Source organism: Bryobacter aggregatus MPL3, from assembly GCF_000702445.1.
Lineage (GTDB): Bacteria > Acidobacteriota > Terriglobia > Bryobacterales > Bryobacteraceae > Bryobacter > Bryobacter aggregatus.
On the sequence record NZ_JNIF01000003.1, the window covers coordinates 1,968,703 to 1,984,067 of the forward strand.

A 15,365-nucleotide genomic window follows, 5' to 3' on the forward strand; every position below is an offset into this window, starting at 1 on the left:
CTTGCTGCCATTCTGTCTCTCCGGAGCCGGTGTTGCAGAGGGGGCTGGAATGGGCTGCCTTTGCATCGTCCGAGGGCGTGGAAGTAGACGTTCTACTCGCGAGTCCCTTGGGCGCCCGATCGGGCAGATGGGAGCGCAGCAGGATCATTCCCACTTGAAATGGCTTCGTTTGGTGAAGAATCCTTTGGCGCCAGCTCTGCACTCTGTTCTGATCTTGATCCCAATCTTTCGAGGAGTTATCCAATGAATACAGGCCAAGCTTTGGTGGTCTTTTCACACTTGCGCTGGAATTGCGTCTACCAGCGGCCGCAGCAGATTTTGTCCCGGCTGGCCCGAAATCGCCGGGTGTTCTTTATTGAAGAACCGAAAGAGGAATCGTCCGGAATCGAAGCTCGCTGGGATCTGAGTTCCCCTGTGTCGAATGTAACGGTCATGGTGCCCCGCTTGCCGGCGGGGAAGTTTGTGCCGGGCTTCGGCCATCCGAAGCTCAAACGCATGATTCGGACTGGACTGGCGGCAGCGGGTTGTACGAAGCCAATTGTCTGGACTGACACTCCGTCGGCTGTTCGTCTGCTGGAAGAAGCAAAGCCGGCAATGACGGTCTACGATTGCATGGATGCTCTGCACGGGTTGCGGGAGCAGGAAGAGCAATTGCTACATGTCGCCGACCTTGTATTTGCGGGCGGGCCAAGCCTGTTTCGCGCCAAGCGGGGCCGTCATCCTGAGGTGCATTGTGTTCCCAGTAGCGTGGATGTGGCGCATTTTCGAGAGGGAGTGCGCACGCAGGAAGAGGATGCAGTGCAAGCAAAGATTCCGTATCCGCGCTTTGGCTATTTCGGTGTGATTGATGAGCGGATGGAGGTCGACCTGATTCGCGGGCTCGCCGCCGCGCGGCCAGACTGGCAGATCGTGCTGGTCGGACCGGTGGTGAAGATTGATCCGGGCATTCTGCCTCAGGCGGACAACATCCACTACATGGGACAGCAGGACTATCACCGGTTGCCTTCGTTTGTGAAGGGGTGGAATGTGTGTCTGATGCCCTGTGCAATGAATGAGGCGACGAAGCTCCTCAGTCCGGTGCAGGTGCTGGAATATATGGCGGCGGGCAAGCCGATTGTCAGTACACCGATCCGGGATGTTGTGGAGCCCTATGGCCACGTGGTTCATCTTGCAGATTCGCCAGAGGAGTTTCTGCGTGCCTGTAAGTCCGCGCTTGCCGATTCTTATGCGCAGGAATCGATTCGGATCCTGGATGGAAATCAGATCGTGGCCAATACTTCCTGGGATCAGACGGTGTCTTTCCTGGAAGCGCATCTGCATCGCAAGCTGAAGGAGAAGCAAGAGGTGGCAATGCCCCAACGGCCGGAAGCTGCTGTTCTGACCTCGAGCGTCGCCGGGCTGAGTGCGGCTTAGCGCCCCTCGGGTGCTTTGTGGGGCAACAACGCTACGCCTTCTGGAGATTGGCTTCTGATCTCAGATGCCGTGAGCGTCGCCTTTGACTGCAGCATAGCTGCAATTCCATCCACCATCTGGGGAATGCTTTTAATGTGGCGCGCTGATTCGTCGGGGATGTTGATATCAAACTCGTTCTCGAGCGCAAACAGGATATTGATGCCGTCGAGCGAATCAAATTTCAACTCTTCGAAGCTAGCCTCCCGTCCGATGGTGTCGGCAGGAATTTTCTGAGTTTCTGCGATGACTCGGATCACTCGATCGACGAGGTCTCGTCGGTGATCAGCGATTGGGCCGGTTGGTTGGTCTGACATAGCAACTCACTGATGGTTTCAAATTGGTAGCCCTGATTCTGCAGGACAGGCAGTGCCCAGGTGAGGGCGTCGAGAGTGTTTTGGATGTCGGGGTTGACGGTGAGTCCGCGCCCGTCATGGAGGCAGATGATGCCGCCGGGGCGGGCCCGGTCGGCGATGCGGCGGGCCACCTGATCGGCCAGATACTTCCAGTCGAGTCCGATGACGGTCCACATAACGCCCAAAAGATCGTGGCGATGCTGGGCGGCGCTGAGGCCAAACCAACGGCAACCAAAAGGTGCGCGAAAGTACTTGGGCCGGAAGTAAAGGACATCCTCAAAGGTCTGTTGCGCGGTCGCGATCTCATGCTCAATGAAGCTCGCACTCTTGAGGTAGAGAGGGCTGTGGCTATCGGTATGGTTTCCAATCTCATGGCCACGGCAGAAAACTTCCTGTGCGATGGCCGGCAGGCGCCGGACATTCGCGCCGCACATGAAGAACGTGGCGCGCACCCCGAAGCGGTCAAGCAGGTCGAGTAATTCGGGCGTCGATTCACTAGGACCATCGTCGAAGGTGAGCGCGAGCGTCTTGCGCCTTGGGTCGCCACGATAAACACTCGGTGCGAGCCAGTCGCACCAAGGGGCCCGGACAGCGCAGCCCAGACCGCCAGCAACAATCGCCAGCGGCGTCAGCGGATTACTAAGAACTTCCACCATCTTCTACCCACTGTACGCTGTGGTCGTTGTAAACAGCCCAAGTCCCTGCCGGCGAATGCAGCGTAAAGGTACTCCATGGCCCAGGCTTCCAAGGATACTTCTCGATGACGCCCTCATTGATCTCCACTCCCAGGCCAGGGCTTCGCGGCACAATCAACTCGCCATCGACGATCTGGAGTGGCTCCTTCAAAATCTCTTCGGCCAATGGGAAGGGGTACATGATATTTTGCCCCGGCTTGCGATACAGCGGATACTCGAGCCACTCCACCACGTGCTCCGGCCAGCAAATGCCGAGTTGTGCGGCGGCAATGATTTCGAGGTAGCTGCCCCAACTATGGAAGGCAAAGCGGAGCTCTGCCTCCTGCAAGGCGGCAAAGAGGCGGCGGCCCCAGGCGTAGCCCCCTTGGCAGACGATGTCGGCTTGCACGAAGTCGACACAAGGGCCGTGGATCAAATCGAGAAAGCCCTCTTCGGTGGTCTCGTGTTCTCCAGAGGCGAGCGGGATGATGTCTTCGGCATGAAGCGCACGGTAGAGCTCGTGCTTGTGTGGGGACATGGGTTCTTCGAGCCAGCAAAGGTTTTGCTCTGACATGGACTGGGCCAATCGCTTGACCGTTTCTGGGGAGTAACTCTTATCGCCCATGCGCCACCAGGTGTGCGCATCCACCATGAGGTCGATGCCTGGCCCCAGACGGTCGCGGATGAGCTGGATTGCCCTGAGGTCCGCCTCGGGCCCGATGCCGGGACGCATCTTGTAGGCTTTGAAACCAAGTTTGACGACCTCTGCGGCTTCGTCCGCATAGCCTTCGGGGGACATGTACATTCCGGCAGAGCCATAGAGGCGAATCTTGTCGCGCACACGGCCGCCAAGGAGTTCGGAGATGGGGACGCCCGCGGCTTTTGCCGCCAGATCGTAGAGCGCAACCTCGACGGTGGAGTAGATCTTGGCAGTATGCGGGTCGCGCCCTGGACCATCGAGGAAACGAATGCGGAGAGCATCCGGGTCGGCGAAGGCCTTGCCTTCGAGCCAGGGGCCGATGGTCTCCCGAATCAGCTTCTGAGCAGACTCGCTTCCTTGTCCGGGCGCAAATCCAACTTCACCTGTATCGGTAACAACGCGGATGAGCATCGCATCGCGCTTGTAGATGATACGGTGGCCCCCGTAATAATCCAGGTGCAGCGGTTCAGGAAAAGGGTAACTCAGCAGGTGGGGCTCGACACGAGCGATCCGCGACATGCTGCCAGCGTATATCAATTTGGAGAAGAGATCTCGGCTTGATCGATCTCGCTCAGACGCCTTAGGCCAATTTCACTTGCTTCAACTCGATTTTCTTGCGATCCGCTACGCCCAGGCCAAGGGCTCCAGCGATGTCCACATGTTCGGGCTGCATGCGCACGAAATTGGAATCGGCATCGCGGCGGGCAATGGCCAGCGGATCCATGCCCATGGCGACTCGCTTCGCGTCGAGTTGGTCCCAGCCAATGCGATCCATGGCCACCGGGTCGGTGGAGAACAACATACGCTTGTGTTCCCAGACATACTTCACCTTCTTCGGGTTCAAGCCCGGGCCCCCGTGGTACAGCGCTTTCACCGCATCGCAGATGTTCAGCACTGTCTTGTTGCGGATGGCTGCGATGGAGACCGACGTGGGAATGAACTGGCCGCAGGAATTGAGCTCCGGTGAGGAGTGGCTGCGGTTCACATTGTTGACCAGGCCGTGGGACAGATTCTTCAGAGCGATGGTGAGGCCAGCGGACTGGTGGTGCTTGAGCAGTGGCAGGTTGATCAGCTTATCCACCTGCTTGGTAATGAAGTTCGAAGCGTAGCTGCGCCGGGCGGTATCGTTCGAGAAATCATAACCGGGCAAGGTGAGCTGCATGTCCATGTAGTGATCGGGGTTGTAGCCTTCGATCTTTTGCTGTGTGTCGTCGTAATAGTCGGCCGCCCAGGAGATGCGGACGCCTTCGGGCAGCCACTTATCGAAACCGGCTTCGAAGAATTCCTGCTTGTAGCGATCGTAGACGACGATGTCCTTACGCTTGGTGCCCGCCGCTTCGAGACAGGCGATGATCTCCTGCACGGTTTCGGGGGAGGAGATGACGTAGGGGCGCGAGACGGGGTTCAGCTTGAGGCCAATCACTTCACCGGGCTGGACAAACATGCGCCAGGCGGCAATCCAATCGGGCGCGCCGGTGAGTTCCACCATGCCACGGCGTAGCATCTCGCGCACGGGTTCGCGCTGGAAGGCGCCGTTGACAATCGACCCGTTATGCTCCACTTCCACCACACGTCCGGGGAAGAGGCCAGGCATGGACCATTTAGTTTTTGGGGTGGCACTGGTCGTTGACGAAGCCAGCGCGGCTTGGTAGGGGAAGATGGGGGCGATGGCTCCGAGAGCGAGCATCCTCTCCATCCAGGAACGGCGGCTCTCGCGGAATGGCCCAGCTTGAGTTCGGTCGGTCATACAGCGATTATATTGTTTGCATGAATCGGAAATTGGCTCTGCTTTTCGCAACTGCTTGTCTGAGTTGCGAAAAGCCGGATTCGCCCGCCGTGTTGCGCTACACCTGCGAGGGCGGATATCAGTTTGTGGTGGAGCTGAAAGGGAGCGAGGCGGAGCTGACGCTCGGCGGGCAGAAACACACGCTCAAGCTGGTGGAGGCGGCTACCGGCGCCAAGTTCAGCGACGGCGTGATCAGTTACTGGAGCAAAGGATCTTCTGCGCTGCTCAACGTTGCGGACATTTCCTACAAGGATTGTGTCGCGAGCAAGTAGATTAGAAAGAGATGTCTGATTTAAGGGCTGAACTTCAGCGTTACTGGGGTCACCAGGAGTTCCGGCCCAAGCAACTTGAAATTGTGGAGTGCCTGCTGGCCGGGCGGGACGTAGCGGTTGTGATGCCCACCGGCGGAGGGAAAAGCCTTTGTTATCAACTGCCCGCGGTTGCCTCGGGCAAGACTTGCGTCGTGATTTCGCCGCTGATCTCTTTGATGCAGGACCAGGCGGCAGGGCTTGAGGCGAAGGGGATTCCGGCCGCTTGTCTGCATAGCGGCATCGAGTGGGAAGAGCAAAAAGAGATCTGGCGCAAGCTGCTGCGCGGGCAGTTGCGATTGCTCTATCTATCGCCAGAGCGCATGGCGAAGGACGACACCGTGAACATGCTGCAGAAGGCTTCGATTCACTCCTTTGCGATTGACGAAGCGCACTGCATCAGCGAGTGGGGTCACGAGTTCCGCAAGGATTATCGTCTGCTTGGCCAGATTCGCGACAAGTTTCCCGATGCGGCAATTGCCGCCTTTACGGCCAGCGCGACGCCGCGAGTGCGACAGGACATCCTGACGCAGCTCAAACTGCGCGACCCGGGCAAGTTCATCGTCAGCTTTCACCGATCCAACCTGCGCTATGTCGCGGTGGATGCGAGCCGCAAGGATCAGTTTCAGTTGTTGCTGGCGGTCTTGCGGCACTATGAAGGCCAGAGTGTGATCGTCTACGAAGGCACCACGAAAGGTGTGGAAGAGACGGCAATCAACTTGCGCGCGCGCGGCGTGCGTGCGGTGAGCTATCACGGCAAGATGGACAGCGAGAAGCGGCAAAAGAACCAGGAAAAATGGATGAGCGACGAGGCTCCCGTTATGGTGGGCACCCTCGCCTTCGGGCTGGGCATCAACAAGCCTTCGACGCGCGCCGTGGTCCATCTGTCGCTGCCGAAGAGCATTGAGCAGTATTACCAGGAGGCCGGGCGCGCAGGCCGCGACGGCGAGGAAGCGGATTGCATTTTGTTGTGGCGCAAGCGGGATTTGGCTTTGATTGCGCACTTTATCGGGGAGATGGAAGACGCGCAGGAGCAACGGCGCGCCTGGCAGCGCTACCGCGAGATCAAGGGCTTTGCTGAGGGCGAGGATTGCCGGGCCCGTGCGCTTTGCGAGCACTTTGGCGAGAGGCCGAAGTGGGAGGTCTGTGGCAAATGCGATGTATGTGCCGGTGAGATTCCCTGGCTGATCGATAAAAAGCCGAAGCTGGCGGCAGAGCGGAAGAGCGTAACCTTAAAGGCCAAGCCGAGTACCGATTCCGAAGTCCATACGGCGTTGCGGCGCTGGCGGAAGACTCAGGCCGACACCAACTCCCTGCGGGCCTATCAGGTGTTTCCCGATTCCACCTTGCTCGAGCTGGCCGAACGCATGCCGCGGGATCTCGAGCAGTTGGAGAAGATCAGAGGGATTGGGCCAAAGACCCTCAGCGCATTTGGTCTGGGGATCTTAGAGGTGCTGGAGGAGTTTTAATCGAGCGGTTTGCCGATTTCCCAGTGGTGGCCAAAGGGATCGAGGCAGCGCCCCAGGAGCCAGCCATGTCCCTTTTGGACGGGAGAAACGACCGTGGCTCCCGCGGCAACCGCCTGCTCGAAAACAGCAGCGGGGTCCTCAACCGTCAGGATCATGCGGGTGGTGCTGCCGTGCAGCGATTCCGGGCTGAAGTTCGCGTGCTGGGGAGATTCGTCCGCCACCCAGAACTGGGCATCACCGACCGCCAGTTGCGCAACGACGGCCCCGCTGGCATCGTCCATCCGGAAGAGTTCTTGCGCGCCAAAGGCAAGCCGGTAAAACGCAACGGCCCTCGCTCCGTGACGAACGGAGAGCATCGGGGCGATTGAAGTTTTGAGATCGGACATTTTGCGTAACCTTGCTGACGCTCCGCAGTATAGCGATTCGGAGGATGCACGGATGGCAAAAGGATATCGGTGGAGTGGGTTTGCGGCATGGCTGGATTCGTTTCGAGCCGATGCCGTTTTCGGCTGGCGGCAGCTCAAAAGCAGGAAAGTGACTTCCGGGGCGGCCATTCTGTCGCTTGCTCTGGCGACCGGCGCCTGCACTGCGGCCTTCCGGCTGATCGATGCCCTGCTGCTGCGCCCTTTGCCCATATCTCATCCGGAACGCCTGTACAGCGTAGCCTTTGAAGGGATTGGCGCGGATGGCCGCGTCTCCACCTACGACAGTTGCTCCTATCCGATGTTCCGCCAACTGCGGACTGCGATACAGGAGCAAGCCGAGTCCGTGGCAGTTTCCTATGCCGAACGCATCGATCTCAGCTACGGACGGGACGAGGAGATGGAGAAGGCCTACCGGCAATACGTCTCGGGGGCGATCTTCGAGACTTTCGGACTGCGGCCCGCGCGTGGGAGGCTTCTGTCCGCCTCGGACGACGCCACGCCGGGTGCACATCCCGTCGCGATCCTGTCGCACGACTATTGGACGCGGCGCTTTGCGCAGGATCCGAACATGATCGGGCGGCGCTTCCGCATGGGGGATGAGCTCTATCAGGTGATCGGCGTTGCCGAAGAGCGTTTCACCGGCACGGAAACCGGTACGGTGACCGACGTCTTCCTGCCGATGATGATGAGAACGCCGCGCATTCTCACCAGTGACTCAACCTTTTGGCTCCGGACTCTGGTTGTGCTCCAACCCGGCGCTGCTGCCGAACCTGTTCGTGAGCGATTGCGCGCGACGTTTCGTAGCATCCAGCAGGAGAGAGCGAAAGGCCTTACGGGCATGTCCCCGCGGCGTTTGGAGCAATTCTTCCAGGAGAAACTCTTACTCGACCCCGCCGCTTCCGGACGCTCGAACCTGCAGCGGGACTATGGCCGGACGCTGCTGGCCTTGGGCATCCTGGTCCTGCTGGTGCTACTGATTGCGTGTGCCAACGTTGCCAATCTGATGACCGCACAGGCAACCGCGCGGGCCCGGGAAATGGCGTTGCGCGTCTCGATCGGCGCGGGACGATGGCGGCTGTTGCAACTGGTTCTGGTGGAATGCGCCTGGATCGCTTTGCTGGCTACGGTCATCGGTGGATTCTTTGCCTGGTGGAGTGCACCGTTTCTTGTGGGGCTGATCCATTCGCCAGACAACCCGGCACGCCTCGTGCTTCCAGGGGACTGGCGTGTGGCGGCTTTCAGTCTGGCGCTGGCCTGCGGTGTGACTTTCCTGTTCGGTCTGGCGCCGGCGCTACGCGCCTCGGCCGTGCAGCCGGTCCATGCGCTGAAAGGCGGTTCAGACCCGCACGCGCGGCGCCGCATGATGCACGCATTGATCGTGTTGCAGGTCAGCTTCTGTTTTGTCATCCTTTTTGTCGCCGCCTTGTTTGCCGCGAGCTTTGACAAGCTGACTCGCCAACCCACCGGCTTCTCGGCGGAACGGATCCTCAACCTGCAAGCGATCGCGCTCCAACCCCAGTCGCCGGCCTATTGGGATCAAGTGGCGGATCGTTTGCGATCAGTCCCTGGCGTGGAGGCGGTGGCACAGACCGTTTGGCCTTTGATGAGCGGGCAGAGCGCTGTCGGCACGATTGTGGTCAACGGTGCTCCTCCTAGCGAGACTCCCGCGGATTTTCTCAAGATCTCGCCCGGCTGGTTCAGCACCATGCGGATTTCCCTGATCGAGGGTAGAGACTTCAGTCCGGCTGACACGAATCCTCCGGTCGCGATTGTGAACCAGTCGTTTGCAAAACAGTTCTTCAATGGGGAGAACCCGACCGGGAAATGGTTTGAGAACGAACACCGGCGCTTTCAGATTGTGGGCTTTGTCCAGGATGCACGATCGCGAGATGACCTGCGCCGTCCGATCCGGCCAACGGCCTATTTCCCGCTCCATACGGTCGATACTGCAGGTTCGTTTATGCCCATGGGGCGCGGCACCTTTGTGGTTCGTACCCAAGCGGCAAACCCGATGAATCTGGCGCCCATCCTGCGGCAGGAAGTGTCCGGGACAGGAGCAGCAATTTACGTCAGCGACATCCGTGCCCAGGTGGAGATCAATCTGGCGCGCACGGTCCGCGAAAGACTCCTGGCCCTGTTAGGGATGTTCTTTGCGGTTCTGGCGATGCTGCTGGCGGGCATCGGACTCTATGGAGTGCTGGATTATGGAGTCCTCCAACGGCGGCGAGAGATTGGCATTCGTCTGGCGATTGGAGCGCAGGCGAGTGACATCGTGCGCCGTGTGACAGGGGAAGCAATGGCAATGGTGATGGTGGGAGCGGTGGCGGGGATTGTTCTTGGTGTAGCAGCGCTTCGATATATCGAAACGCTGCTCTATGAAGTGAAGGGCACCGGCGTGGGCATGCTGCTGATTCCGTCGCTGATCTTAGTGACAGCGTCCTCGTTGGCCATGCTCCCGGCGGTGATCCGGGCCGTTCGCATCGACCCAGTTGCAATGTTACGCCCCGACTAGACGATTGCGGCGGGGTTGGAGAGGGTGCCGATCTGCGGAACGGTGATCGACACGATGTCGCCAGCAGCGAGAGCGCTTTCCTGGGTGACAATGATGCCGGTACCGGTCTGCAGCACGGTGCCGCTGGGGACCTGATTGGAGCGGAGCAGGTAGCCGATCAAGTCTTCAATCTTGCGGCCCAGCTTCGAAGTGTTGGTGCTGCCCTCGAAAGTGGTGACATCACCGCGCTTGATCGTGCAGGTCATCTCGAGATTGTAGACATCGCCGAGTTCGTCCGGAGTGACGAAATAGGGGCCGATCGCCGCGCAACCTGTGAAGGTCTTGGACTGGGGGAGATAGAGAGGATTCTCCTTCTCGATGTCCCAGGCCGAGACGTCGTTTGAGACGGTGTAGCCGAGGATCTGGCCTTTGGCGCCAATCAGCACGGCGAGTTCCGGCTCGGGTGCGGTGAAGGTGGAGTCTTCACGGATTCCAATCGGCTGTCCCGGGCCGACGGCGATGCGTGCGGTGCCCTTGAAGAAAAGCTCCGGACGGCCACCCTCGAAGACCGCGCGATAGAAGCCTTCGCGCGTGCCATGCTCGGCATCGCGGAAGCTGGAGCTGATCTCGTAAGTGCAGCCGGCTCCCCACACTTCGCGGGGAGAGATGGGGATCAGCGGCGTCGTTTCGACGACATGAGCCGTGGCGAGACGGGAAGCCAGAGTTTTCAAGTCTCCGCCTTCGACACCGAGGCGCTCGACCAGATCGAACATCGAGTAGTCGGGAATCGGCCGGGCGTGGGTCGTATCTTCAAAAATCGCGGCGACAACGGAGCCGTTGCTTTTGATTTGTCCTAGTTTCATCGGATGGTTTGAGCGTGCTTTCTAGTACTTGAGATAGATGGTCTTGTAGTCGCTGTAGAAGTCAAAGGCCGCCGGGCCTTGTTCTTTCGGACCAAACGACGAATCCTTCGTGCCACCGAAGGGAAGTTGATACTCGACTCCGGCAGAAGGCAGATTGACCGTGAGGAGGCCTGCTTCGGCGCCGTAGACAAAATCGAAGACGCGGGAGACATTGGAGGTTTGGATGCTGGCCGAGAGACCAAAGGGGGTCGCGTTGGCGATGCGCATGGCGTCTTCAAAATCCTTGGCGCGCATGATGGCGAGCACCGGTCCGAAGATCTCTTCCTGGCCGATGCGCATCTCTTCCGTGACATTCGCAAAGACCGTGGGTTCGACAAAGTAACCTTTGTCGAAGGCGCCGCCCGTGAGACGGTTGCCGCCAACGAGCGGTGCGCCCGCTTCCTTCTTGCCGATCTCGATGTAGTCGAGGATGGTTTTCAGGGCTGCTTCGTCGACGGCGGGGCCGATGTCGATACCGGCTTCCATGCCATTGCCAACCTTCAGCTTCTTGGTGCGCTCGACGACGGCGGCGACAAACTTGTCATAGATCTCGTCTTCGACAATGGCGCGCGAGGTGGCCGTGCACTTCTGACCGGTGGAGAAGAAGGCAGCGTTGACGACGTTCTCGACGGCGGCATTGAAATCGCAATCCTTGAGGACGATGGTGGGATTCTTGCCACCCATCTCCAACTGGATGCGCAGCATGCGCTTGGAGGCTTCGGTGTGGATCCACTTACCGATCGTCTCAGAGCCGGTGAAGGAGATCGCCTTGAGGGGCTTGGCTTCGACCAGTGCCTTGCCGAGCGTGCCACCCGAGCCTGCGACAAAGTTCACGACACCCTTGGGGATGCCAGCGTCGTGCAGGGCTTCCACCAGGCGCCAGGCGGAGAGGGGCGAAGCGCTGGCGGGCTTGAGGACGACTGTGTTGCCGCAGATCAGAGCCGGGGCCAGCTTCCAGCAGGGAATGGCGATCGGGAAGTTCCACGGGGTCACCAGGCCGATCACGCCGATCGGCTTGCGGATGGCAAACATGTGCACACGATCCCGTTCGCTCGGGACCAGATGACCCCCCATGCGGGCGCCTTCGCCGGCAAAGTACTTCAGGATGTTGATGGCGCGGCGAGTTTCGCCCTTTGCTTCAGGCAGGGTCTTGCCTTCTTCGCGCGTCATTTCGGCGGCAATGGAGTCGAAGCGGCTTTCAAGAATCTCCGCGGCCTTGAACAGGATGTTGGCGCGGTTGGGGGCGGGCATCGCGGCCCACTTGGGGAAGGCTTCTGCAGCAGCAGCGGCGGCGGCATCCATGTCCGCGGCGCTGCCCTTGACGAAGAGGCCAACGACTTCATCGGTATTGGCGGGATTGCGGTCTTCGAAGGTATCGCCCTTCGTGATCCATTCGCCGTTGATGTAATTGCCAAAAGTTTGCATGAAAGTGAAAAAACCTCAGAAGTTATTTAGAAAAGTCGACCTTGGGCGCAGTGCGGGAGCCGGGGTCTGTTTTGAAGTACGCGTCGTTGCGGGGGAAGTCAAAGATCGATGCTGCGATGTTGGTAGGAAACAGGCCGCGCGTCGTATTGTAGTCCTGCACCACTTCGTTGTACTTGCGGCGCTCGACGGCAATGCGGTTTTCCGTACCAGCCAGTTCATCCTGGAGCCGGATAAAATTCTCGTTCGACTTCAGTTGGGGATAGTTTTCGACGACGACAAGAAGACGGGAGAGTGCACTGTCCAGCGCACCATTCGCGGCAATCTTGTCTGCCGGTGTGCGGGCGCCCCCGAGTTGCGCGCGGGCGTTGGCAATGTTGGTAAAGACATCCTTTTCCTGAGTGGCATAGCCCTTGACCGTGGAGACAAGGTTGGGGATCAGGTCTGCGCGGCGCTGCAGTGCAACATCGACCTGGGCCCAGGAAGCGTCAATCGCCTCCCGTTTGACGACCAGCTCATTACGGCTGCTCACCAGCTTGCCGCCAAGCAATAGGCCGCCAACCAATAGAACACCAACAACAATCAGTGCGGAACGCATACGGAGTATCCTCTACAAGGCGTCAACGGACGCAACAAGGGTTTCAATCTGTTTCAGGTAATCTTCGAACAATTGTACAGAGTCTACGGTTTTTGGGCTGATTTTGCCCTCACGTAGATCAATCAGTTGAGCGAAGCAAACGGGCTTGATCAGCGAGGCGTCGTTCGCCGCGCTTAAGAGTTCTCGACGGGCCGATGGTACGGTGACTCCTTTTAACAGCATCGCATGCCGCAAGAGCACCAGAAATGTCGACACAGAGTCTGCCATGAGCTTCAGGAGAGCGGCGCGATCCTGCAGCACCGGAATCGCTTTTTGACGCAAGCGGAGCAGCTTGGTGCGGAGTTCATACTCCAGTTGGACACGGTGCTGGGAGCTGTCGATCGCAAGGGACGGAAATGGGTCTGTGCCGTGCAGGATGCGATGGTTGGTCCGGATGTCGTGGATCTCGATGGGGAATGCGTCTGTCGAGCGCCGGAATTCATCGAGTGTAAAGAGCAGCGCCTGGGGCTGGCGCTGATTGCGCCACCAATCGAGGACGGGCGCCGCCAACCGCAGCGTGCTGAGGTCGAGATCCCGGGTCAATAAAAGGATGTTGACGTCGGAATGGCCGCTGTCAAACTCCTGGCCGGCAGCGGAGCCATAGAGGACAACGGATTCCAGATGCAAGCCGAGCGCGGTGACAACGCGTTTGACAAATTCCTGGATTAACTTTTCTAGCTGCAAAGCATCACTCTCCAATCACTGGAAGCCCCGCCACCCCCCGAGGAGCCTCCGCCGAAACCTCCCCAACTCGATCCGCCGCCTCCACCGCCGAAGCCACCTCCTCCGCCGCCAAAACCACCGCCGGCATAGCCCCAGGGACCGCCCCCGCGCCTGCCACCACCACGGCTTCCCGCCATCAAACCAACAATCAGAATGACGAAAATGAGCGTGATGGCCAGATTCAGATCGTCACGATCATCCTGGGCTTGATGCAGCGGGCGAGGAAGTGTTTCCTGAATCGTGACATTCTTTGCCGTGGCGATTCTGGTGCCAAGCCCGCGCGCCGCCTCCACCATCGCGGCGCCGTACTCGTTGGCGCGCAGGGCAGGCCGCATGGCGCGGAGCAAATCGCCTGCCGAGCCATCTGGAAGAATGGGCTCCAGTCCGTACCCAACCTCAAGGCGAGACTTGCGATCTTTGATGGCGAATAGGAATAGCGCGCCCTCATTGGTCGCCTTCTTCCCGATCCCCCACTGGATGTAAAGTTTGTTGGCGACGTCCGTGATTTCATCGCCATCGAGGGTATCGACGGTGACCAGCGCGATCTGCGCACCGGTCGCGGTTTCGACGGCGGCCAGGTAACGATTGAGAATCTGCCTCGACGACGGGTCGATGACATGGGCGAAGTCAGATACATAGCCTTCAGGCTTGAGCGTGCGGTAGTCTACCGCGAGGCATGACCAGGCCAACCCGAGGCTGAGGAGGAGGCGGATCATCTTCGTGCCTACGTTAACAGTTCAACAGGGCGCGGTCGAGCGCCAATCCATCGACCTTTCCGAGTACCGTAAGTGCCAGTTTCTCTGAGAGAAACGATTCGTTTGCAAGCGACTGCACCTGTGCGGCTGTGACGGCTTCGATATTTTCAATCATCTCGTCCATCGAGAAGAAGCGGCCGAAGAAGACCTGCTGGCGGGCCAGATTGGTCATGCGCGAATTGGTGGATTCGAGGGAGAGCATCAGCGAGCCTTTGAGGTGTTCTTTGGCACGATGGAGTTCTTCTGCCGGTACCGGATTCGCCTTGAGATCACGGAATTCTTCCATTACTGAGGAGATCACCTTGGGCAGGGCTTCCGCCGAGGCTCCGGCATAGATTGCGATCGCGCCGGAGTCGCGATAGAGCAGAAGATCGGACATGACGGCATAGACCAGTCCTTGGCGCTCCCGGATGTTCTGGAAGAGCCGGGACGACATGCCGCCGCCGAGAATCGTGTTGAGCACGTAGGAGATAAAGCGGGTTTCGTGCGCAATGGGATGTGACGGCGCACCGATGTAGAGATGCGCTTGTTGGGTTCGTTTCTGCTTCAGGATGAAGGGAGCCTGCAGTTTCGGCTTGGCGGGCGTGGGCAGCTTCGCCCCAGCCGACCGATTTGCGAAGGAGGCGCCCACCAGATTCACGATCGCGTCATGCTCGAGATTGCCCGCGGCGGTGACAACGATATTGCCGGGATGGTAGATGCGCTGGTGGTAATCGACGAGCATTTCGCGATTGAAATCGGCAATGGTCTGCTTGGTGCCGATGATGGGCTGCCCGAGGCCATGCCCCTTCCACAGATTCTTGACGAAGAGTTCGTGGACCAGATACTCGGGGTTATCGAGCTCCATCTTGAGTTCTTCGAGGATCACGCTCTTCTCTTTTTCCAGCTCAGTAGCGTCAAAAGTAGGGTTGAGGATCAGATCGGAGAGAATGTCCCAGGCGATCGGGAGATGCTCATCGAGCACTTTTGTGTTGTAAGACACAAGTTCCTTGCTGGTGAAGGCATCGAGGTGACCGCCGACCGAATCGACGGCGCGGGCGATGTCTTCCGCCGAGCGCGTGTGTGTGCCTTTGAACAGCATGTGTTCGAGAAAATGAGCAATGCCGCGCTCTTCTCCGCGTTCGAGGCGGGATCCCGAGGGGATCCATGTGCCGATCGATACGCTGCGGACATGGGGCATCCGCTCTGTCACAACGATGAGTCCATTGGACAGAGTAGAGCTTTGGATTTCGCGAGGAGGATTCGAATTCATTGGTGGAAAAGAGGCA

The 15,365-nt window shown here is 59.1% G+C and carries 15 protein-coding genes; 4 read left to right on the forward strand and 11 right to left on the reverse strand.

Annotated elements, in window-relative coordinates; genetic code table 11:
- Positions 1-243 precede the first annotated feature (243 nt).
- The gene (locus M017_RS0109340) at positions 244-1,413 is read left to right on the forward strand and encodes a glycosyltransferase (protein ID WP_031497593.1); all 1,170 of its coding nucleotides are present in this window, start codon (positions 244-246) and stop codon (positions 1,411-1,413) included.
- Here the strand turns inward: M017_RS0109340 and M017_RS0109345 are convergent.
- From M017_RS0109345 to M017_RS0109360, 4 genes are all read right to left on the reverse strand, one after another.
- On the reverse strand, positions 1,410-1,709 hold the full coding sequence (locus M017_RS0109345) for a phosphopantetheine-binding protein (RefSeq protein ID WP_051669732.1): 300 nt from the start codon (positions 1,707-1,709) through the stop codon (positions 1,410-1,412). The two genes, M017_RS0109340 and M017_RS0109345, sit on opposite strands and share 4 nt — an antisense overlap.
- The gene (locus M017_RS27535; RefSeq protein ID WP_051669734.1) at positions 1,706-2,461 is read right to left on the reverse strand and encodes a polysaccharide deacetylase family protein; all 756 of its coding nucleotides are present in this window, start codon (positions 2,459-2,461) and stop codon (positions 1,706-1,708) included. The genes M017_RS0109345 and M017_RS27535 overlap by 4 nt, the downstream gene beginning before the upstream one ends.
- Positions 2,445-3,698 carry a mandelate racemase/muconate lactonizing enzyme family protein gene (locus M017_RS0109355; protein WP_051669736.1) on the reverse strand — a complete coding sequence of 418 codons (1,254 nt, stop codon included), beginning with the start codon at positions 3,696-3,698 and terminating at the stop codon, positions 2,445-2,447. The genes M017_RS27535 and M017_RS0109355 overlap by 17 nt, the downstream gene beginning before the upstream one ends.
- A 61-nt stretch (positions 3,699-3,759) precedes the next feature.
- Complete coding sequence (locus M017_RS0109360) at positions 3,760-4,926, reverse strand: DUF362 domain-containing protein (RefSeq protein ID WP_080507603.1); 1,167 nt, start codon at positions 4,924-4,926, stop codon at positions 3,760-3,762.
- Between the two features lie 20 nt (positions 4,927-4,946).
- On the opposite strand from M017_RS0109360, the gene M017_RS0109365 reads away from it, so the two are divergent.
- Both M017_RS0109365 and M017_RS26460 read left to right on the forward strand, forming a co-directional pair.
- Positions 4,947-5,237 (forward strand): MliC family protein, encoded by a 291-nt coding sequence (locus M017_RS0109365; RefSeq protein WP_031497598.1) that lies wholly within the window; start codon positions 4,947-4,949, stop codon positions 5,235-5,237.
- An 11-nt stretch (positions 5,238-5,248) separates the two neighbouring features.
- On the forward strand, positions 5,249-6,742 hold the full coding sequence (locus M017_RS26460) for a RecQ family ATP-dependent DNA helicase (protein WP_031497599.1): 1,494 nt from the start codon (positions 5,249-5,251) through the stop codon (positions 6,740-6,742).
- Here M017_RS26460 and M017_RS0109375 read toward each other — a convergent pair.
- Positions 6,739-7,128, reverse strand: a complete 390-nt coding sequence (locus M017_RS0109375) for a VOC family protein (RefSeq protein ID WP_031497600.1) — start codon at positions 7,126-7,128, stop codon at positions 6,739-6,741. The genes M017_RS26460 and M017_RS0109375 overlap by 4 nt on opposite strands.
- Before the next feature lie 52 nt (positions 7,129-7,180).
- Between M017_RS0109375 and M017_RS0109380 the strand changes: the two genes are divergently transcribed.
- Entirely contained in the window at positions 7,181-9,679 is a 2,499-nt protein-coding gene (locus tag M017_RS0109380) for an ABC transporter permease (RefSeq protein ID WP_080508000.1), read from the forward strand.
- Here M017_RS0109380 and M017_RS0109385 read toward each other — a convergent pair.
- Genes M017_RS0109385 through M017_RS0109410 form a run of 6 tightly spaced genes read right to left on the reverse strand, consistent with a single transcriptional unit; the run spans position 9,676 to position 15,349 of the window.
- The gene (locus M017_RS0109385) at positions 9,676-10,521 is read right to left on the reverse strand and encodes a fumarylacetoacetate hydrolase family protein (protein WP_031497602.1); all 846 of its coding nucleotides are present in this window, start codon (positions 10,519-10,521) and stop codon (positions 9,676-9,678) included. The two genes, M017_RS0109380 and M017_RS0109385, sit on opposite strands and share 4 nt — an antisense overlap.
- A gap of 21 nt (positions 10,522-10,542) precedes the next feature.
- Positions 10,543-11,985 (reverse strand): aldehyde dehydrogenase family protein, encoded by a 1,443-nt coding sequence (locus M017_RS0109390; protein ID WP_031497603.1) that lies wholly within the window; start codon positions 11,983-11,985, stop codon positions 10,543-10,545.
- A 22-nt stretch (positions 11,986-12,007) separates the two neighbouring features.
- Positions 12,008-12,580, reverse strand: a complete 573-nt coding sequence (locus M017_RS0109395) for a LemA family protein (protein ID WP_031497604.1) — start codon at positions 12,578-12,580, stop codon at positions 12,008-12,010.
- Positions 12,581-12,592: 12 nt separating this feature from the next.
- Positions 12,593-13,303 carry a hypothetical protein gene (locus M017_RS0109400; protein WP_031497605.1) on the reverse strand — a complete coding sequence of 237 codons (711 nt, stop codon included), beginning with the start codon at positions 13,301-13,303 and terminating at the stop codon, positions 12,593-12,595.
- Positions 13,294-14,058: a TPM domain-containing protein gene (locus tag M017_RS0109405; protein ID WP_031497606.1), complete on the reverse strand. Its 765-nt coding sequence runs from the start codon at positions 14,056-14,058 to the stop codon at positions 13,294-13,296. The genes M017_RS0109400 and M017_RS0109405 overlap by 10 nt, the downstream gene beginning before the upstream one ends.
- A 13-nt stretch (positions 14,059-14,071) precedes the next feature.
- Entirely contained in the window at positions 14,072-15,349 is a 1,278-nt protein-coding gene (locus tag M017_RS0109410) for a M16 family metallopeptidase (protein ID WP_031497607.1), read from the reverse strand.
- Positions 15,350-15,365 lie beyond the last annotated feature (16 nt).